Source organism: Nocardioides jejuensis, assembly GCF_004337475.1.
In the GTDB taxonomy this organism is placed as follows: Bacteria; Actinomycetota; Actinomycetes; order Propionibacteriales; family Nocardioidaceae; genus Nocardioides; species Nocardioides jejuensis.
The window spans coordinates 1-21322 of the sequence record NZ_SJZJ01000031.1; the positions used below are offsets into that span (position 1 = coordinate 1).

Sequence of the window (21322 nt, forward strand, 5' to 3'; positions counted from 1 at the left end):
GAAGGACCCGAAGCGCCCCGGCGGTTCGTTCATCTTCGCCGGCCCGTCGGGCGTCGGTAAGACGTGGCTGTCGAAGACGCTGGCCGAGTTCCTCTTCGGTGACGAGGACGCGCTCATCCAGCTCGACATGTCGGAGTTCTCCGAGAAGCACACGGTCTCGCGCCTCTTCGGCTCGCCTCCGGGCTACGTCGGCTACGAAGAGGGTGGCCAGCTCACCGAGAAGGTGCGCCGCAAGCCGTTCTCCGTCGTCCTCTTCGACGAGGTGGAGAAGGCCCACCCGGACATCTTCAACTCGCTGCTGCAGATCCTCGAGGAAGGTCGCCTGACCGACTCGCAGGGCCGTGTCGTCGACTTCAAGAACACCGTGATCATCATGACCACGAACCTTGGTTCGCGCGACATCAGCAAGGGAGTCAGCCTCGGCTTCCAGCAGGGCGCCGACACCGCTGGCTCCTACGACCGGATGAAGGCGAAGGTCTCGGAGGAGCTCAAGCAGCACTTCCGTCCCGAGTTCCTCAACCGTGTCGACGAGGTCATCGTGTTCCCGCCGCTGACGCAGGAGCAGATCATCGCGATGGTCGACAACATGATCGCGTCGGTCGAGAAGCGCCTGAAGGACCGCGACATGGGCATCGAGCTCACGCCGGCCGCGAAGGAGCTGCTCGCCAAGCGCGGCTTCGACCCGGTCCTGGGCGCGCGCCCGCTGCGTCGTACGGTCCAGCGCGAGATCGAGGACATCCTCGCCGAGAAGCTGCTCTTCGGTGAGATCGGTGCCGGGCAGATCGTCCTGGTCGACGTCGAGGGTGAGGGTCCGACCGCGACGTTCACCTTCGTCGGCCAGAAGGTCTCGGCCGTCCCGGACGTCCCCCCGCTGGAGACCACGGCGGACGGCCCGGCTGCCGAGCACCCGGAGACCGACGCGAGCTGATTCGCTCACTGATGACGGCCCCGTTCCCGCAAGGGAGCGGGGCCGTTGCCGTTTCTGCCTGACTGCCGAGACGAGGCCCGTGCCGCGCCGAGACGGGCCCTGTGCCGGGCACAAGCCTCGTCTCGGCGCGGCACGGGCCCCGTCTCGGCGTCAGGGGAGGGCGAACCAGCCCGGCTCGACCTCGGCGACCAGGCCGTCGGCAACGAGCGAGACCAAGGCGCGGTCGCGCTGCTCGGCCAGGTGCCACTCGGCGTCGATGCGCCCGCGCGGAACGGCGCCTTCCGCATCGCGTACGACGGCGAGCAGGCGGCCGCGGCACTGGCGGTCCGTGCCGGCGTAGTCCTGCACCTTCCTCGCCGGCCCGTCGTACGCCGGACGGCCGGCCGCGTGCCATGCGCACAGGTCGACGACGGGGCAGCTGTCACAGGCCGGCCGGGCCGCGGTGCAGATGACCGCGCCGAGCTCCATCGAGGCCGCCGCCCAGGCGGCCGCGTCGTCATCGGACTCCGGGAGCACCGTGGCGGCCAGGTCACGCTCGGCACGGTTGACGGAGGCAGCGGGGAACTCGGCGCCGGTCAGCGTGCGGGCGAGGACGCGGCGCACGTTGGTGTCCAGCACCACGTGGCGGCGCCCGAAGGCGAAGGAGGCGATCGCGGCGGCGGTGTAGTCACCCACGCCGGGGAGCGCGATCAGCTGGTCATAGGTCGACGGCACCTCGCCTCCGTGGGCGTCGCGGATCTCGGTCGCCGCGGCGTGCAGACGGAGCGCACGGCGGGGGTAGCCGAGGCGACCCCAGGCCCGGACGGCCTCGCCGGACGTCTCGTCGGCGAGTGCCGACGGGGTGGGCCAGCGCTCGAGCCATGCCTCGTGCACGGGCAGGACGCGGGCGACCGGGGTCTGCTGGAGCATGAACTCCGAGTTTTGGGATGACCGATTCTGTGTCAGGCCTCAGAGCCGATTCGGACTACCGGCATGGCGAGTTTTAGTCACACTGATTGATTTTTTACACACCAATCGGAACACTCGCGCCTGTGACGGGGGACGAGCGCGCGCTACTGCGGTCACGCGTGGTGCGGGTACCAAGGCGCGACCCTGACCTCTCGTGCATTGACGACGTGGACCTGCGATCCCGCGTGGGCTCCGCCCTGGCGTCGCGGCCGACGCGACCTGCGGGTGGGGCTCTGCCATCAGCGAGACGCGTGCTTCTAGGGTCGGGCGGCGCACCGCTTCCTGGCGGCGCGCCGTTCTTGAGGTCCACGCTGCATCTGGCGGATGGCAGTGAGAGTGGCTACGCGAGCAAGGTGCGCCAGTGGGTGGAGTGCTGCGAGGAGTCCGGCACGGATCCCCATTTCATGGACCTCGACGTGCTCTTGGAGTACCGCGACGATGTCCGTTTCGAGCACTCGGGGATTGCCCCGTCGACGTGGAATGGCGATGTCGCCGCCTTGCAGTTGTTCCACGATTCTGCGGTCGGTGCGGGAATCATCAAGAGCCCGCTCATGACTGCCCGCGATTGGCAGCGACTACGGGTGGCTGACCGATCGGTCCGTTGGCCGCGCGTGGTCGAGGCGGAGGACTATGGGCGCTTCCGCGCTGTCGGCCTTCAAGGCTTGGACGGCCACGGTCGGATGACCGAAGCCGGACTCGCCATGCGGACTCCGGTGCGCGACGCGTTGTACGCAGACTTCCTTGTGTCCCACGGTTGCCGCCGCGCTGAGGCATCTCACCTCACGTTGCTCGACCTACCAGCCCGCGTTCCGAGCCGTGCCTTCAATACCGGCTTCCTACCCCCCGAGATCTGCAAGTGGGGTTCCGGGCGCGAGTTGGAGGAGAGCGCGGCGTGGGCATCCCGTCTGGCTGTTTACCAGGAGACCGAGTGGTTCCTCACCGTCGAGATCGCCCAGTCCGCGCTGCGCCGACTCTCCTCGGCCGGGGACCTCGTCGTGGTGACGGACGTGGCGCGTCGGGGTCAGCGAGATTGCGGAGTGCTGGTGAAGGGCCTCGGATGGAGGCGGCTGGCGACGTTGTCCAAGCGCCAGCGCACACGACTGGTTGCCACTCCGGACATCATCCGCCGCTTGGGCGCAGAGCCCGGCGCGGGGCGCACTCTGAGCATGGTGCGCGACGATTGGCTGATTCCGCTGGCGGCCTTCCCGGGAACGCGGACGCCGATGGTGGGCCCCGAGGCCTGGTCGATGACGTTTCGTGAGGCGAACGCGAGGGTCGCAGCCTGCCAAGGCCGCGAGTCACGGCGCGTCACACCGCACATGCTGCGCCACACGTTCGCGGTCAACACCCTGTCGGACCTGCTGCGGCAGGTTGCCGACGCCGACCGTGCTTACCTCCTCAACCTCGACGAGGCCCGACGAACCGACACCGCAATGCTTCGGCGTCGATACCAGAACCCACTCTTGCGCGTGCAGCGCTTGCTGGGCCACAAGAACCTGGAGACCACGCTTCTCTACCTCCAGTACCTCGTGCAGGAATCGCAGGCAGCGATCCCGCAGGGCGACTCATGGATTGAGCACTTCCTTGGGGAGGGCGGCGAGTGACTGCGAGGCCACCTGGCCAACTGGCTTCCCGGCCACCGCTGCGAGGACGGCCTGAGCCGCTCCGGGATATAGGCGTTGTTCAGGCCCGCGTCGGTCGGCGCGGCACCACGGAGCCTGAGATCCTGACGCTCGACCCGTCGGCCGCAGGTGCTGCCGAGCCCATCGCGCGATACCTCGCGAATGAATGGCGTCGCACCTACGACGGAAACGGTCGCCGGGCGACCGCTGATCGACAGCGCCTCGTGCTGTGCATGTTCTTCGAGAACCTGTCCGAGCATCACATCGAGGGCTGGGGCGACATCACCGTTCGATTCCTGCGAGACGTTGAAGAGTCGTTTGGTCGGACGACATACAGCCCGGGATACGTCTGGAACCTCCTTCGTGAGGCGGCGCCGGGAACTGTCTCGCCGGAGATCAGGGTCTTCGTCGCGTCGCCGCCAGCGGTCCCGTCCCGCGACACGACACCGACCGAGGCGATGCCGCCACGGATGCTCCGCAATGTCCTGCGGCAGGCGATGCGCGACGTTTCCAGCGCGGAGGCACGGATTCGATCATCGGGGTGGGACGGCAGTACGACGCCTCCGGCGGAGGCCCTGCTGCGCCGACACGAGACGACGGCGTTCTACATCCTGCTCTGCTGGGAGTGGTCAATGAGCGCGGACGTGGTTGCCGACCTGTCCTTGGATCCCGCACAGCCCACGGCCGTGGTCGATTGGCGAGATGGCGAATCGACCGTGCGCGTACGGTGGCTGAAGTTCCGCGGGGGGCGGACGGGTGTTGAACTGATGCTCGCGGACAAGCCTTGGAGAGCAGGTTCACTACTGCGGCGGCTGAGGGATGCGTCGGCTGCAACCCGGTCCTGCGCGGAGGGCGATGCGATCCACAATCCCTGGCTTTATGTGCCCTTCCGGATCGGTGCCGGTTCCCGGGACCCTGTCCCCTTTCCATCCTCGATTTCGCCACTGTCGATCCACAATCCCGGTGGTGGCCGTGGTCTCAGGGCATGGTGCGCGACGGTTAGGGGTGATGGCCGCACCGTCGATGTCGATCCCTTCTATGACGGCGGCCCCGACTTGTCGTACCGCGCTCTCAGGCCATCAGCGAAGTGGGCCCGATGGGCAGCGACAGGTGGCGGTCTACTGCTCAGCGAACTTGTCGACGACAACACAATCGAGACGCTGTCAGCGCACTACCTGAACAATGAGATCGCGATGCGCGACATCGGTGAGGCGTGGGCGCAAGTGCCCTCCTTGGCGGAGGAGGTGGCGCGGGGTCTCCGGCCCACCGCCGTGGACCGAGCGGGGACGGTCCTCAGTGGCGCTCCCATCTCGTCATCGGACACCGCCGCTGCCCTGGGCGTCAACCATGTCGGGACCAGCGGCTGTCGGAACCCTGAAAACTCACCACTTTCGGGCGAGGGAGCGGGCCGTCTCTGCGGCCAGGCAAATCGTTCGTGCTTCGCATGCCCCAACGGCGTTGTGAGCCCAGATGACGTGCCTGCTCTTCGCGCGTACCTGGACCTGGCGACCAAGGCTCACGCCTCCCTCCCGCCTCCAACATGGGAACTGCACTGGGGATTGACGGTTCGCTGGGTGCGCCACGTACTGCCCCTCCTCGCACCCGACTGGGAAGACGTCGCGCCGTCAGGCACGGAGATGTTCGACTTGGGGATGGAAGGTGGGCCTGCATGAACGGCCTTGTGGACCGGCCGCTTCTCGGCGAGGCGGACAGGCGCATGCCGTCCAGCCTCGTGGCCGACTTCACTGCGGTTTTTCCTCATACTTGGCGCGGATCGAAACCTGTGCCGCGGTTTGGTGACCTCGCCTGGGAGATCTCGGGAGTCGACCCTGGCAGGACCAGGGCCGACTGGAGCGTGTCGTTCGACTCGATGACGCCCGAGTGGGCCCTTCTCACGCGCGAGGTCATGTTTGTCCACATCAACAGCGCGGAGTTCCGTGAGCGGGTCTGGATCCACCGGAATAGCAGGCTCGCCCGCGATGGTCATCTGAGGGCGTCGACCATTGAGGCTTACGTGCGATCGTTCCGAGAGGTGGAGAGCATCTCTTCAGCACTCGGGCTGGGCCTGCCGCGAACATGGACAGCAGATGACGTCGATTCGATCCGTGACGTGGTTCTTCGTGACGGGCGATCGGGCATCGGACGCATCATTCGGTTGCTCTATCGAGTGGCGCCCGTCCTCACCCTCGGCGGCATCCGGTTCGACCCGATGAGGGGAATGACGGCCCATCAGTGGGACGGCGGCGCTGACTACTCCAGGATGCTGTCCGGGCAGGGGCTGCGACCAGAACTGTTCCGGGCGGTCGTCGGAAACGCGCTCTTCTATGTCGAGCAGGCCTCGCGCGACATCCTTGCCGCCCGGGCTTGGCGCGTCGAGCGGGACCTCTGGCGCTCGCCAATGAGCACACCGAAGTCCTCGCGAGCCGCGTACCTGGACGCGTACCCGGACCATCCTGACGTCGTCAACGAAGTGACGCGACGACTTCACGACGCCATGGAGGAACTCGGTGGGTTTCCGTCTTCGACCGTGCGCACGGCTGGCAAGTCTGCTCGGGTAGGGGAGCCCTGCCGCGAGACGCTGCGCGCAGCGGCAGGGTTCGACCAGGCAGCCAACTACCGCGCGTTCCGGCCATTCATCGACGGCCGTATCGCGTCCGGTGTTCCGATGGTTCCTGGCGGCCTCCCCATCGAAGTCGCCTGTGTCCGGCGGCCCGATGGAACCTTCGGGCCGTGGCGCGACAACTTCTGCTGGAACAGCATCGACGTTGAGTCCCTGATGCTTGCCGATGCGGCGAAGATCGTTGTCATGGCCTTTACGGCTATGCGAGACAGTGAACTGGACGCTATTCCTCGCCATGGCTGGAGAACGACATGGCACGGATCCCCCGCGTTGTGGTCGGAGGAGTTGAAGACCCGCGCGGGCGAACCGATGCGTTGGTGGGCAACGCCTACGGTGCTCAGCGCGTGCGACGTGCTCGACAAGATCATTGATCCAGAGGCGCCGTTCCTGTTCCAGACAGTCCGGTTCCGCAGGATCCGCGACGCATCGGACCGGGCCAACGGGGAGAACTGGAAGTCGATACAGCGATTCGTGTCCCGGTTGGGGTCGGACCCTCACCTGCACGGGTTTCTGCCGGTCGACGCTGGCTGGGGCACTCTGGGCGCGCGCCCTCGAAACGACGCCGGGCCCACGGTGACGCCCCGTGCGTTCCGTTACACGTTGGCCTCGATCAGTAACTTTGTTGCACTCGGCGATGTCGCGTTCCAGCAGCAAGCGAAGCACGCCCACATCGCGATGAGCCACTCCTACGCTGCCAACGGAGCGAACAGTGACTGGACCGGCTCGATGTTGAACACGCTCGCCAACTCAGAGGCGCAGGAGCGTGCCATGAAGACCGTGGACCTCTACATGCGCATCTGGCTCGATGACGAGGTGGTCGGCCATGCGGGTCGCGGACTGGTTCGATCGGCCCGGCGGCTCTTCGACGAACTGGACGTTGCGCCCTACGACGACGAGGCAGCGGCCGGTCCTGAGGAGCAATTCGAGGCCCGCGTGCTCAGTACGCCCGAACTCGTCCAGGCGATCCGCTCAACCGCGAGCATCCTGCACCCAGGGACCCTGGTGCACTGCCTCCGTTACGTGCCAACCATGGAGTGTGTGGAGGACGGAACTGAGCCGATCCAAGGACTGTGCCGCCCCGAGTCATGCGCGAACGTGCTCGTGGACCCGGAGCAGCAACCACTGATTCGCGAGCGGCACCGGCAGGTTCAGGAGTGGCTGGGCATGCCCCGCATCGGCAAGGCCCAGCGCCAAGTACTGGAGAGGCGAGAGCGCCTGCTCGCATCGCAACTTCGATCGGAGGACATTCGTGGCTAGTCCGGAGACTGTTGAGAAGGTAAGGGCCGCGATCCTGGCCACGTATCGCGATCGGGATGTTGCTACCCGAGCCACGAACGCAGAACTCATTGCTGCGGCGGGTGTGTCGCATAAGTCCTTCTACCGGGTGAAGCAGGACCACCCAGAGATCGTCACCCTGCTTGCCGACGTCGAGGCGGTGTTCCTGGGGCGGCCGGTATCGCCTGAAGAGGATGAGTCGGCGGACCCGCTGAAACGCAATCCGAGGGCCGCGGCTGAGGAACTCCTCTCAGTCGTCGCGGCTCTGACTGACGTCGTTGAACAGCAGAAGGTACGCATCCGAGACCTTGAGCGGGCTCTCGCGTATGCGACGGACCCGGGCTTTGCCGACTACCCGGCTCCACCGGACCTGGCGATCGCACGAGCGCGGCGGAGTCGACGGGATCGGTCCTCAGGCCCCTGAACCGAGGCGGTACATGCCGCCTTCTGTCAGGTCCACTAGACCCTCGTCGATGAGCCCGGCTAGGCACTGGTCGCGTCGGGGACCGTCCGGCCAGGCAGCGGTCAGTGCGAGGCCATCGACGGGCCCGGTTCCCTCGCGAAGCACTGACATTAGGCGGCCGCGAATCTGTCGGTCGGTTCCCTCGAACTTTTGAGTGCGTCGTGTGGGGCCGTCGTACGGGGGGCTTCCGGCAGCGCGCCAGGCGCACAGATTGGCGATCGGACACGCCTCACACGACGGCGCACGAGCCGTGCAGATGAGGGCCCCCAGTTCCATCACGGCGATTGCCCAATGTGCTGCGTCCGCGGTGTCCTCGGGGACAAGGCTTCGCGCCCGGTCGCGTTCGGTGTTGTTTAGAGAGGGCTGGGGGAATTCCGCGCCCGCCACCGCTCGGGCGATCACGCGCCGCACATTGGTGTCCAGAACCACGGCGCGCTTGCCATAGGCGAAGGAAGAGATCGCAGCCGCTGTGTATTCGCCAATGCCGGGGAGCATGCGCAGCGTTGCCTCGTCGTCTGGAAGCACACCACCGTGCCGGTCCATCACGGCAATGGCTGCGTGGTGGAGATTCAGGGCTCGTCGTGGGTAGCCGAGACGCCCCCAAGCACGGAGGACGTCTTCCGTGCTGGCGGCTGCGAGCGTGGCAGGAGTGGGCCAGCGCTCCATCCATGCGGTCCATACCGGAAGGACGCGTGCAACTGGTGTCTGTTGAAGCATGATCTCGGAGGTAAGGACGCCCCAAGGCGTCCGATCTCCGGAGCGCCACGGCAGGGCCCTCTGGTTGGCGTCGTACCACTCTCGAACCGCGTCCGTTAGAACGGTCGCGGCGACCTCGGTGGCTGCGGGCGGTCCGTTCATCGATCTAATGATGACAGCGGCGGCCAATCTCTTCCAATGTTGGTAAAAACTCAATGCTGTTGGAGTGTCGCTCACATCTGAGCGATCGACATGCCTCCCCGGCAGCACCCTGTGGGCATGACGCTTCCACCGCCGGTCTCCTGGGTTGCCCAGCAGGACCGTCGCAACTTTGGACGCGACGGAGCAATCGAGTGGCGCGATGACGAAGAGACCCAAACGCTCGACGGGAAAATCGGCCTGCGCGCCGCGCGCATACAACACGAGATTATTCGACTCGTGGGCCGAGAGATGGCACGCAAGGGCTGGAACTCCTGGGGTGACCTGGCGGAACAATCGGGTATCGGTGTGAAGCCTTGGCAGATGCGTGCCATCGCGCGTGGCGACGCGCACTTGCGAATGGCTCACATAGCGGCGCTCGATGTCCATTTCGGGCCGCTACTCCTGGCGGGCTACACCGCTCGGAAGGCACTGGAGTCTCAAGCCTTGTTGGCGCGGTTGCTCGCAGAAGGCGTCTCGGAGTCCCCGGACTCTTCGAAGCCCTGAAGCCAGTCATTCAGGTCGCTCAGGCGGTATCGCAGTAGCCCGCCGATCTTGATGGCTCGCGGTCCGTAGTCGGGTCGCCGCGAGCGCCACGTAATCAGCGTGGAGCGCGAAATTGCCAGGTAGGCAGCCGCCTCATCTGGCGTCATCAGCGGGTCGTGCATGGCTGAGGTCTGGCCTCGTTTCTGTGGCGTGTATCAGGGTCCGGACACCTTCCTGAGGACCCCGGCAAGCGAGCGCAAGCAACCGCATTCAGCCGCGATCCGTTGGGGCAATCGCTGTTAGCGCGCCCGGCTCTAGTGTCCAGCGTGGCGGTGGTTTTACCCAACACTCAGTGCATGAGCACAACTCACACGCTGGTCACTTCGGACGATGCTGCGGTACTTCTCCGGACACTCACGCCCATCGCCTACTGCGACTGCCCGCACGACCATGACAGCGAACTGCCGGTCCGTAACGACGGCAGCAGGCCCTGTCCCCAGCCCGCCTCCTGGCGAGCCCGGGTCCGCGTTGCCGTCGATGTTGAAGGCAGCATTCCGCGGCGATGCGACGAGGTCTGGCTGCTCTGTTCGGAGTGCCTCGACTCGTGGCTGGACGAGGATCCAGATTGGGTGGAGGTCAAGGTCCTCGCCCGACTCAATCGGCCGGGGGCGCTCTGATGTTCGCGGTCAGCGGTAACTCGAAGGCTCCGGACCGCTGTTACGTGGAGGGCTGCGGTCGCGAGAACGCGATCGTCCTGCACCTCTCGGCCACTCCTGCTGCCTTTGGTGACTACTGCGCCGAGCATGCCCGTGCCCTGGCTGAGGCCACTCCGCTCGTCTGGACCTGCGAATGCCTTGTCTGCGAGGCGGCGCGGCGAGAACTCGCGTCGCACGAGCATGACGACCGGATCGTCCTGTGCACCAACTGCGTGGGTCGCTGGCTCGTGACCACCGCATCCGGCTCGACGCACCTGTTTGATCTCGATGCCAAGACAATCCAACGTGTTCAGGCCGCTGCCAACGAGCGCCCGAGTCGAGAGCGAGCGGGGTCGGTCCCGCTTCGTCGAGACGGCGACGTCCTGCCCCTGCTGCACCTCGATCCGATTCGACTGAATGAGCCAGCGTGCCTGCTCATTGGCGAGGTGGACGACTATCTGGGGTACGTCAACACAACTCGGGTCACGACGCCGGTACGACTTGTGGAGCCCGCCCGATGACCGCGTTCGACCGGTACTGGCCGCAGACAGGCGTCTGGGAGGTCACAACGGAGCGCGGCACTCGCCAGATTCTCGACCTCGACGAGAACATTTGGATGCGGGTACCCGGTGAACACTCGGCCACCCCCTACCCGACTGACCGGCAGTGGCAACGGCTGGCCGCCTTTGCTTCGGGGGCGTTGGGCCCTGACCAGTTTGGCGAGGTCTGGGTTGGCCGCCCCCTGCGCATTTGGCGCACCCTGGACGAGTGGTGGACAACAACGTGGGTCACTGCGGTCAGAGAGATGTTCGAGGACGAGGTGCCGCCGCCGAGCCCGATCTACCTGTCTAGTCGCACGCGGGGGGTCCTTGACGGCTGGTCCGTTCGAGGTGGCGACATCCCCGCGTACGGCGAAGGCCCCAGCATCGAGGACGCGATGGACGACTACATCCAGGGGCTCTGCGACTGGCTGGCAGAACCTGGGGTCCTTGGCAGTTCGCGGCTCGCCAGGCGCTGGAAGGCAGATTCGGAGGCCGCGGGCTCGGTTCGCGCGCACGTGGCGGCCCTCCTTGCGGACGACATCGCCCGTTTTGAGGGCCGGGAGGACGAATGACGTCGGAATGGGCCGACGTGTTCGATCAGGTGTCGGCGTGCGGCGGGAACGCGGTGGAGGCAATCCGGCGGGCTTGGGAGCGCGGCGTGTCAGCGGAACAGGTGTTGGAAGGCGTCACCCGGGCCTTGGCGAGCACGCCCGATAACCGGGCGTTCGAGGACTGGGAGGCTCTCGCGCCCGGCTGCCTCGATACGCGCGTCTTTACTCAAGGGACATGGTGGGTCGACGTGCTCCGGGTTCCTCATCGAATCGCCTCGATGTCGGACCGGTACGTCGCCAACGTCATCGGATTCCTTCGCAATGACGCTGAGCATTTCTACGAGACGTACCTGTTCGGCCACCCCATGCCGTTTGCCGAGAGCCCCCAGGCGTGGCTTGAGAGCACGGTGCTGATGAAAGCCTTGCGATCGCGGCAGGACGCCTCGTGAGCACTGAAGGCTGCACGTGCTGGTTGTTCCCGACCGAGCAGGGAGAGACGATGCCGCTCACGTGGGCCTGTTTGCACGATGAGGTATGCGTCATCACCAAGGACGGATCCACCGTCGTTGGCTGGGGACTCGCGGGCGAAGTTCTACACGCGGACGGCGTGCGGAAGCCGATGTTGCAGATTGAAGACGACGCGGGGGTGCTCTACTTCCTGCGGCCCGAGGAGATCGCCAGCGTGACGCCGGTCGAACTGACGCCGGACGAGTCCGCGTTCGCTAGGGCGGTCACAGAGGTCATCTCCCGCGCGAAGCGGGGCGGGCCTCAGGAGCACATGCGTTTGGTCGTTGGCCAGCATCGGACGGTGGAGGTCGAGGTCCGACACGCGAGGCATGCATGTTCGCCTCACGGCCAGACCCGGCCCATGTTCGAAATCTGAAGGGGTGACTCCAAGCAGGAACCCACGCACTGCGTCGGCGACCGGATCTAGATTGCCCTGCATGGAGTGTGAGGTCGCCGGGTGCGAACGTGGCGCTGCGAAGATGAATCGCTGGTGCGACAAGCACTATCGCCGGTGGCGGCTCTATGGCGACCCGGACGCCCCGTTGCTCAAGAAGCCGGTCGCCGCCGCCTGCCGCTACGACGGCTGCGGGCGGAAGGTCATTGCCTTCGATCTGTGCAAACACCACTACTACGCCGAGCGGCGCGCAGCCGAGCGTGCGGCAAGGCCAGTGCTCCCACCGCCGCCACCAGGAATGCGCCGGGTACCCACTCGCCCCAACGAATTGATTCCTGTTGCATGTTCGATTGAGGGCTGCGACCAGCCGCCGAAGGTGCGGGGCTGGTGCGGAGCCCACTATCAACGCTGGCGCCGCTTCGGTGACCCGGAATTCTTCCCGCCGCAGGTCGACACGTCATGCACGGTCGAAGGTTGTGGAAAACCCACGAATGCGCGTGGCTTCTGCTCGTCTCATTACTATCGCTGGCACACGTACGGGGACCCGCTGTACTCGAAGAACAAGCCTCGCGTGCGAGAACAGGTCGTGGATGTCCCACCCCGACCCTGTGCGACTTGCGGAGAACAGTTCAAGCCGGCCAATCACGTGCAGCGCTACTGCGGTCGCCGCTGCAAGCCAACCCGTGCGCATCGCGGCGTCAACAGTCGGGCGACGGTCGTGAGGCTCGGGGAGGCGAATGGCTGGACCTGCGCCCTGTGCCATGGGGCCGTCGAGCGCGACGTCTACTGGCCTTCACCGAATGCGGGTTCGGTCGATCATGTCGTACCCGTGGTCCTGGGAGGTACGGATGCGTGGCCCAACCTTCAGTTGGCTCATTTGAGGTGCAACCTTGCTAAAGAGGCGGTGCGCCGAGGGCGACCGAACTAGGACCTCCGGGTCGCCTCGTCGACGCGTTCGGGTCGACCTCGACGGGCACCAGGAGCCTTCGCTCGAACCACTCCATGCGGAAAGTTCGACGCACGCCGTCCTCGACGAATGCGACGAGGAACCGATTCGAGTTCGCGGTGAGTGGCCACTCGACCACATACCCCAGATAGGGCTTCAGCGCACCGGCACGCTTGATGAAGACGAACCGCTGCTCATGCGCGGCGTACGGCCCCCACGCGTCGTTCTTCGGAGGAGAGGCCACGAAACAAACGATAGAACATACGTTCGATCCGGGTGCCCGGGCTCGTCCCATGTATGTGACTATCGGCCCTGGATCCCAGAGCAAGCGTCCGGGACAATCGTTCGTCGGTTAGATACATGTAGGACTGCGGGGGACGAAGGCCATCTGCGATGTCGGCAAGAGCAACGGGCGCGTCGAACCGCCTCGCATCGCGCACTCGAATCACAAACGCGGCCTCAGCGCCGTCGTAGTAATCGAAGAACGGATCTTCTTCGATGCCGCCGACGTCACCGTATTGGGACCACGCAGCGCTCGGAGGAACGCAGTCGATGCCCTCGATCTCGAACGCGCCGACGACGCGCTGGACCGGTGCCGTCGCATAGATGACGACATGGGTGACGTCGGCGGGGAGACCCTGGCGACGAAACTCAACCTTCTTCGTTCCAGTGAGGATTGCCTCCGCGTACCGCGGGTGGATTGAGAACAGGGCTACACGTCCGACCTGATCGACAACCATTCGCGCCCTTCCTCTCTGATGCGCTGGATCTGCTGAGGCCAGCCGTTGACCGCCTTCGCCGCCCGTAGTTCGTCGATGGTGATGGGGTTCGCTCGAAGGACCCTGTCTTGGCGGAACTTCACGACGAGCACGTCGCCGCGTCGGGCCAGTGCCTTGATGTCCGCGAGTGGGTAGACAGTGCGATTGCCGACCTCGGCAAGGATCTCGTCGGGGTCCTGGCTGACCAGGGTGGACTCGCACACCCCAATCACGAAGACCGCCTTCTCATCATGACTCCGATAAAACAACAACGGGTCGCCGGGCTTGAGGAGGCGCGTCGAAGCATTGCAGAGATAAGCCTTACGTAGCGCGTTGCCGAAGGGTCGTGTTCCGACGTCCGCAGCAGAGAAGAGCGCCCCTTCTTCGGGCTCCGCGTCCGGAAACAGAACGCGGTGCCAACGTGGCTCGATGGGGACGATGAAGGGTGTGGTCTCGTCCCACGCGATCCACGGCGGGCCATAGGCAATGTGCTGCTCTAGCGGAGTCAGCGTGGTGTCGTTCGGCGCAACGAGGCTCTTGGCGAAGACCATCTCTCCCGAGTCGGTGGTCACCCCCGCGAGGGGTTTGAAGCCGAACCCGCGGAGGACTCCCGCCAGCACTTCCTGCTTCGCATACAGCGTGACGAAGACGCCCTTGTATCCCTCCGCATGCGCCTGCTCGAACGCGGCCTTGAGCAACAACTCGCCGTACTTCTGGCCGCTGTATTCGTCAGCCACCTTGAAGGTGCACAACTTCAATTGAGGTCCCGGCAACCCATGCTCGCCGGTGGGCTCCTTCTTCAGAATGACGAGGCCCGCATGCTCGCTCGCGCCGTCAATGAGCAGGGCATCGCGCTGCGACTGAGCGGCCCGCTGAAACCATTCGACGAAGGGCGGGTAGTCCGCCTTGAGACCATCGAAGATTGGGTCGTCGATGTTCAACTCATGCGTCTTAACCCGTCGGACCGACGGCGGGGCCGAGGGAAGATCGACGTGGATCGTACGCAACAGGTTGACAGCGTCTGCCAGTCGAAGGACCCGCTGGTCGACGCCCACCCGCAATGCCTTGCGATGTATGCCGTCGTCTTCGGTGACGAGGTAGCCAACTGCGTGCCCAACCACCGCAGCAAGCAGGGCGTCGTCGACCGCATCGTTTGAACCAGGAACCGCCTCGCCCAACTCTGCGATCTGTGCTGCCGTTACCTGAGGCGGCGACGTGATTGGCGTATACCGGCCGAAGAGCGCCAAGCGCGCTGCGCGCTTCTTCGGGTCCGAGATGCGGTCGAAGTCGATGCGAGATGCCGGATGGGTTCTCAAGTCGTGGTGATGGGTCGACACCAGACGGAGGAACTCCATGGCAACGTCGACGCCTGCTTCGAGCACGTGACCGAGCGGGTCTGCCTTGATGGCGACATTGCTGTCAATCAGGAACAGCACGAGACAAGATTGCCCCGTCAAACCAATCGGCGTGCCACATTTCGACCCTCTGCCTGGCGATCCCGACGAATCCGGGGCCCGAGGGCGACACGACTCAACGCGGGTACAGCCACCCTTGCGCGATTTGAGGCCAGCGAACGTCTCACTTTCGAAGCCGGAGGCGTCCTGCTGCCCCGCAGCGCCCGCTCGCCGCTAACTAGAGCAGACGGGGGTCGCCGTCCTCGTCGAACACGATGCGGCGATCGCCTCGCTCTATCGCATCGAGATCGAGGTCGATGTCGAGGTAGGCCAAGTCATTGAGCCGATCCAGACCCTTGATGAAGATGGAACCCACCGCGAGACCGACGAACTCAGGATTTGGCGCCACGACGAACTTGAGATCCCATCCGACCCGCCGACCGACTTCCCTAGCACGATCATCTAGTCGCGTTACCTCGTCTTCGGTCAGTGGCATGCGCTCAGAGTGTCACGTTGGCGCCTCGGCCTCCGGAACATTGGTGCCATCAGGGAAGTTGGGCATGCATGCAGCAGCCGCGCCCACTCAGCCCGCGCACCCACGCTAAGAAGGGAGCATGCGCACTATGTGGGCGATACGCGCGGCTTACTGAGGCCCATGTTCCGCCCCGCGCAGCGTTCAACGATGGCGTTTCGCGTCGAGGGCGAATTTCTGCTGAGCAGCGCCTCGAACTCGACCGAGGCAGGCCTGGAGGAATTAGGGTTCCCGCCCACTGCGATGCCTGCCGCGCAGAGACCTCACCCTGGGACGACGAGTACATCAAGTGGGCGACCTTCTGGGCCGAGGGCCTCGTCGTTCTAGAGGGTCATGGCGCCAACGGCATCCGCGCCACCATTCCAGGCGCACGCCCAGGCCGCTTCATTCGTGCGGCGTTGGCCGGGATGACGGCTGTCGCGGAAGGCCTGGTCGGCACGCACCCCGACCTGATCGCCGCGATCAGGGCGAGCGACGGCAAGGCTTGGGAGGGCGACCGGCGATTCTTGATGGCGTTGACGCCACCAACGGAGGGGGCATCTGTGGGCGGGATGCATCGCGGCATGCAGATCCACTTCTCCATCACAGGGACTGATGTGCGCGCGCCCGCTCCGGCTCCTTCCGCTGTGATTCACCACGTGCCGCTAAGTCTCCTGCTGGTCGACGCAGCAATCGCTGATGAGTACCCACATGTCGACTGCACGGGCTGGCTCGCCGAAAGCGCGGTCGCAGCAGAGCAAGACCTCGAACTGAGCCTCCCAGTCGTTCGACTGTCGTCCGGCACCACATGGCAGCCCGAGTCGTTTGAGGAGGCCCACCTCTAATCACGTTTCTTCAAGACGTCCTGCGACGGGGTCGTCGCTCCAATGGCGCCTCACTTGACGCATCGATGCGCGTGCTTGTGACAAATGATCAGACGGACGATCCAGCGCACGTCCCAGTCAGATCCCCCACATGGTGTCGGCATGGTTCTTCAACGGTGCGCGATAGCGCCGTGACGTCAACGCTCGATCCGCAGCGATCAGCCAGCCCAACGAGTAGTCAGCGGGGTGCAGCAGCATCTGCTCTGCCACCTCATCCGGGATATCTCCCTCCACGGGCAACACCTCGGTCGGCCCGGTCCCGAAGGCGGCGATCAAACGAACCGCATCGAGCGACGGATCTACCCTGAAGCGCTCCTCTGCTGCCCGAGCCGCGGGCCACGAGCCACGGCCGAGGACGGCGGCTTCGAGGATGAGGTCATCGTCAAAGAGATCTGCCGGGTTGTTCGCGTAGTGCCCGAGCAATAGGCGAACTTCGACGGACGCATCAGAATCGACTTGGACGCTGCCGAGGTTGCGCGGAATTCCAGATGCACCGATGCGACTGCTTGCCTCGATGAGGGCTTGCTTCTCGGTCGGCGGCAAGTCACTCACGATGCCTGCAATCTCAGTGAGCAGCGCCTGCACTAGGGGTGCGTTAGCCGCGCTAACTAGGCCGAGAACCCACGTCGCGCTCGCATGCTCGCAGTCGCATAGCGCGACTTGTTGCCTCCACCAGTCCTGGTCCGACTTGTGTGCGCGAACCGCTGGCACCCATTGGCCGTAGTCCATCGCTGCTCCAAAGCATGGCGCACCCTTAGTGAGATTGCCGCCGGTGAAGTAGACCGATTCCGGCAACGCCGCGGCAATGGCCGCGATCTCGGTCGCGAGCCAAGTTGGTCGGCCGTACGCAGCAGTCAGGGCACGGGCTGTGTTTACCCAACGCGTCGTAGTACGGCCGTCTCCCTTGTGGATCCTCAGCGCCTCCTGAATATCACGGTTGCCACGCCGGTCGGCCAACCGCTTCAGAGCGGCAGTTCGTTCGCCCTCTTGGATCGCGAAGGCTCGGTGACCAGCGATGTTCAGATTGCCCCCGACCCCTTCGAGGCCCGTCATCATCAGAAGCACGCGGGGCGGGACGACGCGGAGGAGGTCACTGGCCTCGGAGGTGCCATGAGGAATGGCGTCGGAGCACTCCCCGTCAAGGACGGCATCTAGCAGACGCTGGGCGCTCTTCGATCCGTCTTCCGGACTCACTCCCGCTTCGATCGCAGCCAGGGCTGATCTAGACGTGTCCAAAGTCAGGGCGTCGACCGTCGTCGGAGGTAGGGACGACGCGAACCGTCGCGAACCGCCCGCCATGAGCCATGCCGTCTCCGCTGGCTTTCCGGCGGCCTTCCCGAGTTCGGACTGCCACCACACTTCGAGATCCTTCGGATCGCCGACGCTGATCGCCACGGTCATCCGCGACCGAGTCATCGGCGAGGTCGGGTCCCTGGTTACCGCGTCTCGGAGCACGGCGCTCAAAACGGGCGCACCAAACTCAGCCGCCAGCGTCGGCAGTGTGGATCCACGCACGATTTCCGGGGCTACGAATCGAACCGTCAGGTCGTCGGCGAGCATCTCCGCGACGCGGGTTTGAACGAGTGGCCGCTCCTTGAAGATGCCGTCGGCGAGGAGAGTCCACAACGTCGTGCGGACCTGCCGGGCTCCATGAACGTCATCAAGGCGTTCCTGTATCAGATCTGCGACATGAGCGATCTCGCGCGATTGGAAGTGCCCGGCCAGAAACCGGGCCGCGTTCGACCAGTATGAGCGAGGAAGCAACTCGACGAGCGCAGTCTCGGGCTCATAGCCGTGGCCGTTGTCCGACTGGGCGAACTCGTACAGGAAACGCGCCGCAAAGAACTCCCGGATCGACTGCACGTCGAACTCATAGGTGCCGGTGTGCTTGCTTGTCAGCACCCACACGCGATCGCGCAGCGCCGCGAAGAGATCCTGGACGCCGTCCGTCGCCTTCTGGACGCTAGCCAGATACATGGTCATCTCGCGAATGATCCGAGCACCAGGTAGCCGGGTCGACGTGGCATCGACCTCCGTCAGCGCGTGCATGAACCAGCCGATAAAGGCGGTCGCTTCCTCCAGGTCCGAGAGGTTGTCCAGAACGGCGCGGGTCTTGGCCGCCTCGCGGGCGAGGAACAGATCCATGTAGGCGCGGTAGAGGCTGGTTCGCGCGGTAGGCAGAGAGTCGCCCTTCGTACGGATCAGGTGCAGGAGGATCGTCAACTGCATCGGGTTGGAGGCCAGTTGTGCCACGTGCGGAGCGGCCGTTCGCTCACCGAAGATCCGCTCTAGGCTCCTACGCTCCCCGGCGTCGATTTGCTGGGCAATGACCCACTGACGGAGGTAGCGCTTGCGGATCGCTTCTGTGAGGGGCTGGAGTTCCAGTCGTTGGAACAGGTCCGGCGCTGGCTCCGCGAGACCCGAAGCATTGGGACGGGTGGTCACGAGCACCCTCATGTTGCCGGGGCGCACCTGGATCCATCGCCCGATGAACCCGTCGATTTCCGCCACGAGCGCCTGGCGCAGTTCAGGCGAGGCGACTTCGTCGAGCCCATCGAAGACGATCTGGCTCGGAAACCGGCCAAGGAGACTCCGAATGTCGGCCATGTTGAGGTCGTGGCCGGGTGCCGCGGCCTCGATGTGATCCAGGAGGAAGTCCTCGACAGTGACTCGCTTGGGCGGCTTCGGCTTCTTCTTCGGGTCCGGCTCCGTGACCGCGAACGGGTCGCCGCCGGTGGCCCACTCGGCGTAGTCGGCCAGATCGATCCGGAACGGCACTCGAAGGTCGTCGGTCTCGGCTTCCGGCAGCGCTTCGCCCTTCGCCTTCAACTCATCCCGCCCGATGAAGGTCGCGCGGTACACCTGGCAGACGTACTGGGCGAGGGTGGACTTTCCCTGGCCCGGCACGCCCTCAATGAGGGTCAGCGGCGGGGTCGACTTGTCGAGCAGGTGCTCGGCGAGGCGGTCGACCTCGCTTAGCGCAAAGGCTGTTCCGCGAGGAAGACGCGAACGCAACGCCGTGACGTCAACGAATAGGTCGCTCAGGAGATCGCTCACGAGATCGATCTGGCGGAATTTCACCCGCCGATCACGGGACCAGTGCGTGCCGACGTAGGTGACCAGAACGTCCTTCTCGCGCTTCTCGCCGTCCTCAAGGTTCATGGAGGTCAGCAGCGCGAAGAGGGCATCAGTGCCCGCGAGCATGTCGACGTAGGCGAGTTTGATCTCCCACGGCGCGTTGTCGACCCAGGCGTCGAGGTCTGATGACCAGAAACACGACATCGCGACCTTGTACTGCTTCGAAAGGGCCGTGAGTTCCTTCTCGACCTCGTCACGCGAGCCCGAGCCGGGGGCCGCGCCGCCCTCCACGTTCGTCATAAGGATGTAGCGCGTACAGCCCTCTTTGACGAGGCGCTCGATGTTGTCCGCCTCGCCGTTGATCTGCTGCTTCATCCAACCGGCGGTCTTCTTGCTGCGATCGCCCGAGAACTTCACCTGAAGGACCGTTCGGTTCTCTCCGGTGCCCGAGACCATGTCTCGACCACCGTCCTTCTCCCCCACAGGGAAGACCGAGACGTCGTCAAAGCGATCCAGCACTAGGGCTCCGCATAGTTGCTGGAACCGCTTGTCACCGAGCCGCTCGTAGAGGTACTTCCAAGATCCCGAACTCGCCACGTCCTCCATCCTTCACACAGGAGCCCACAACGTCCCGAGAATGCCGGAGTCCAAGTCTCGAATGGGCCTTCGCGCCACGCGGTCAAGTGGGGTCACCATGCCCCTTCTCGCGGCAAGTACGGCCTCGCGCTGGCCGCGGCGTGGGGAAGGACGACGTTAGGCGACGCTGCCGGGTAAGCAGACGGGTCTACTCCGCGACCACTCCATCTACGCCACCAACCGCGGCGAACGCCTGCCGAAGGCGCGCCTGAGAGTCGATCAACCAGTCGGCGATCTCAGGCCAGCGCTCACGGTCGTTGACGTCGGTGTAGGGCGAGAGCATGGCGATGCGCGTCGCCTTCTTCCCCTCCATGGGCTCCCAGGCGGGTGCCGCGCCCAAGGCTGCTTCGAAGGCGGCCCGGCGTTCGTAGAGCGCCTCGAACCGCGCCGTCGCGAGCGCCGGATCGGTCGCCAGGAAGTAGATCTGCGACACGAGTCCTTCACGCGTCCAGACCATCGAGCCGACGATGCCTGGGACCCCGAAAATGGTGTCGCAGAACGACTGCTTCGACGTGTTCCGTCGGGTCCACGATGGATGCTGTGCCCGCATCCGAGGCAAGACGAAGTTCCAGAACTCGCGATACGTCGCTTCTCGCTCGGAGGTCTCACCCGACTGGCGGGTCGCGGCCTTCACGGTCTTGTTCCAGTCGTTCGGCTGCGCCACCAGTTCGAAGTTCGGCGCGGGCTCCGAGTCCCCGATCCGCACAACGTGGATGACTACCCCAAAGACACGAGTGTTCTCGTCCGTGCGCTGGTTCAGCCAGTCGATGGCTGCGCGATGCTCCTCGCGGAAGCCGGTCGCAACCCAGACGATCGTGGTCGGATCCGTTCCTGCGGCGTAGGTGATGATCTGGCCCAGGTGAGTGTGGTCGGAGGTCTCCAATTGGTTCTCGACGATGACCACCTCGCCGGTCGCCTCGTCTCGGCCGATCAGGTCGAGGCTGAATCCGCCGACTGGGTGCTCGGCAGCCTCCAGGACCAGATCCATGCCCAGTAGATCCGACAGCACGTCGACGTTCCGAAGAAGCCACGGTGTGAAGTCCAGCGCTTCGTGAGGCCAGACCTCGCGGGCAGGAACGACAGCAAGACGTCCGAGTGATGTGGTCATGAATCGGACGTTAGTGGCACCCGCCGACGGTTGGGGGTGTCTACGAACTTCCCGACCTCTCGGCCATCGCTGACTCGGCCTA

Annotated in this window: 20 protein-coding genes; 12 read left to right on the plus strand and 8 right to left on the minus strand. The window is 65.0% G+C overall.

The annotated features are described in order from the left end of the window. On the plus strand, positions 1–928 hold a 928-nt coding region (locus EPD65_RS14525; RefSeq protein ID WP_131585384.1), incomplete at its 5' end, for an AAA family ATPase. A gap of 150 nt (positions 929–1078) precedes the next feature. Here EPD65_RS14525 and EPD65_RS14530 read toward each other — a convergent pair. Then, on the minus strand, positions 1079–1837 hold the full coding sequence (locus EPD65_RS14530; protein ID WP_131585386.1) for an HhH-GPD family protein: 759 nt from the start codon (positions 1835–1837) through the stop codon (positions 1079–1081). Between the two features lie 443 nt (positions 1838–2280). Here EPD65_RS14530 and EPD65_RS14535 point away from each other — a divergent pair, with 443 nt between their 5' ends. The 4 genes from EPD65_RS14535 to EPD65_RS14550 all read left to right on the plus strand — a co-directional run bounded on the left by EPD65_RS14535 (position 2281) and on the right by EPD65_RS14550 (position 7817). Next, positions 2281–3480 (plus strand): site-specific integrase, encoded by a 1200-nt coding sequence (locus EPD65_RS14535; protein WP_131585388.1) that lies wholly within the window; start codon positions 2281–2283, stop codon positions 3478–3480. Positions 3481–3731: 251 nt separating this feature from the next. Further along, positions 3732–5171 (plus strand): hypothetical protein, encoded by a 1440-nt coding sequence (locus EPD65_RS14540; protein ID WP_131585390.1) that lies wholly within the window; start codon positions 3732–3734, stop codon positions 5169–5171. Continuing rightward, positions 5168–7375, plus strand: a complete 2208-nt coding sequence (locus EPD65_RS14545; protein ID WP_131585392.1) for a hypothetical protein — start codon at positions 5168–5170, stop codon at positions 7373–7375. Before EPD65_RS14540 ends, EPD65_RS14545 begins: the two co-directional genes overlap by 4 nt. Beyond that, positions 7368–7817 carry a hypothetical protein gene (locus tag EPD65_RS14550; protein WP_131585394.1) on the plus strand — a complete coding sequence of 150 codons (450 nt, stop codon included), beginning with the start codon at positions 7368–7370 and terminating at the stop codon, positions 7815–7817. Before EPD65_RS14545 ends, EPD65_RS14550 begins: the two co-directional genes overlap by 8 nt. Here EPD65_RS14550 and EPD65_RS14555 read toward each other — a convergent pair. Both EPD65_RS14555 and EPD65_RS14560 read right to left on the minus strand, forming a co-directional pair. Continuing rightward, a complete protein-coding gene (locus EPD65_RS14555) occupies positions 7806–9140 on the minus strand; it encodes an HhH-GPD family protein (RefSeq protein ID WP_341539064.1) in 1335 nt (444 codons plus the stop codon). The genes EPD65_RS14550 and EPD65_RS14555 overlap by 12 nt on opposite strands. A gap of 50 nt (positions 9141–9190) precedes the next feature. Further along, complete coding sequence (locus EPD65_RS14560) at positions 9191–9418, minus strand: helix-turn-helix transcriptional regulator (protein ID WP_131585396.1); 228 nt, start codon at positions 9416–9418, stop codon at positions 9191–9193. Positions 9419–9592: 174 nt separating this feature from the next. Here EPD65_RS14560 and EPD65_RS14565 point away from each other — a divergent pair, with 174 nt between their 5' ends. The 6 genes from EPD65_RS14565 (at position 9593) to EPD65_RS14590 (ending at position 12853) form a co-directional block, all read left to right on the plus strand. Beyond that, positions 9593–9913 carry a hypothetical protein gene (locus tag EPD65_RS14565; RefSeq protein WP_131585398.1) on the plus strand — a complete coding sequence of 107 codons (321 nt, stop codon included), beginning with the start codon at positions 9593–9595 and terminating at the stop codon, positions 9911–9913. Beyond that, the gene (locus EPD65_RS14570; RefSeq protein WP_131585400.1) at positions 9913–10452 is read left to right on the plus strand and encodes a hypothetical protein; all 540 of its coding nucleotides are present in this window, start codon (positions 9913–9915) and stop codon (positions 10450–10452) included. The genes EPD65_RS14565 and EPD65_RS14570 overlap by 1 nt, the downstream gene beginning before the upstream one ends. After that, entirely contained in the window at positions 10449–11045 is a 597-nt protein-coding gene (locus tag EPD65_RS14575; RefSeq protein WP_131585402.1) for a hypothetical protein, read from the plus strand. Before EPD65_RS14570 ends, EPD65_RS14575 begins: the two co-directional genes overlap by 4 nt. Further along, entirely contained in the window at positions 11042–11473 is a 432-nt protein-coding gene (locus tag EPD65_RS14580) for a hypothetical protein (RefSeq protein ID WP_131585404.1), read from the plus strand. The genes EPD65_RS14575 and EPD65_RS14580 overlap by 4 nt, the downstream gene beginning before the upstream one ends. Beyond that, positions 11470–11907, plus strand: a complete 438-nt coding sequence (locus EPD65_RS14585) for a hypothetical protein (protein ID WP_131585406.1) — start codon at positions 11470–11472, stop codon at positions 11905–11907. Before EPD65_RS14580 ends, EPD65_RS14585 begins: the two co-directional genes overlap by 4 nt. Positions 11908–11968: 61 nt before the next feature. After that, entirely contained in the window at positions 11969–12853 is an 885-nt protein-coding gene (locus EPD65_RS14590; protein WP_165873021.1) for an HNH endonuclease, read from the plus strand. 212 nt (positions 12854–13065) lie between these two features. On the opposite strand, the gene EPD65_RS14600 is transcribed toward EPD65_RS14590, so the two are convergent. The 3 genes from EPD65_RS14600 to EPD65_RS14610 form a co-directional block, all read right to left on the minus strand. Continuing rightward, on the minus strand, positions 13066–13611 hold the full coding sequence (locus tag EPD65_RS14600; RefSeq protein WP_131585412.1) for an ASCH domain-containing protein: 546 nt from the start codon (positions 13609–13611) through the stop codon (positions 13066–13068). Then, a complete protein-coding gene (locus tag EPD65_RS14605; RefSeq protein WP_131585414.1) occupies positions 13584–15065 on the minus strand; it encodes a PIN domain-containing protein in 1482 nt (493 codons plus the stop codon). Before EPD65_RS14605 ends, EPD65_RS14600 begins: the two co-directional genes overlap by 28 nt. 196 nt (positions 15066–15261) lie before the next feature. Continuing rightward, positions 15262–15519: a hypothetical protein gene (locus EPD65_RS14610; protein ID WP_131585416.1), complete on the minus strand. Its 258-nt coding sequence runs from the start codon at positions 15517–15519 to the stop codon at positions 15262–15264. Between the two features lie 443 nt (positions 15520–15962). Here EPD65_RS14610 and EPD65_RS14615 point away from each other — a divergent pair, with 443 nt between their 5' ends. Next, positions 15963–16379 (plus strand): hypothetical protein, encoded by a 417-nt coding sequence (locus EPD65_RS14615; protein ID WP_131585418.1) that lies wholly within the window; start codon positions 15963–15965, stop codon positions 16377–16379. A 117-nt stretch (positions 16380–16496) separates the two neighbouring features. On the opposite strand, the gene EPD65_RS14620 is transcribed toward EPD65_RS14615, so the two are convergent. Further along, complete coding sequence (locus EPD65_RS14620) at positions 16497–20093, minus strand: NACHT domain-containing protein (protein WP_207891569.1); 3597 nt, start codon at positions 20091–20093, stop codon at positions 16497–16499. A 187-nt stretch (positions 20094–20280) separates the two neighbouring features. Further along, complete coding sequence (locus EPD65_RS14625) at positions 20281–21240, minus strand: DUF4268 domain-containing protein (protein WP_131585422.1); 960 nt, start codon at positions 21238–21240, stop codon at positions 20281–20283. Positions 21241–21322 lie beyond the last annotated feature (82 nt).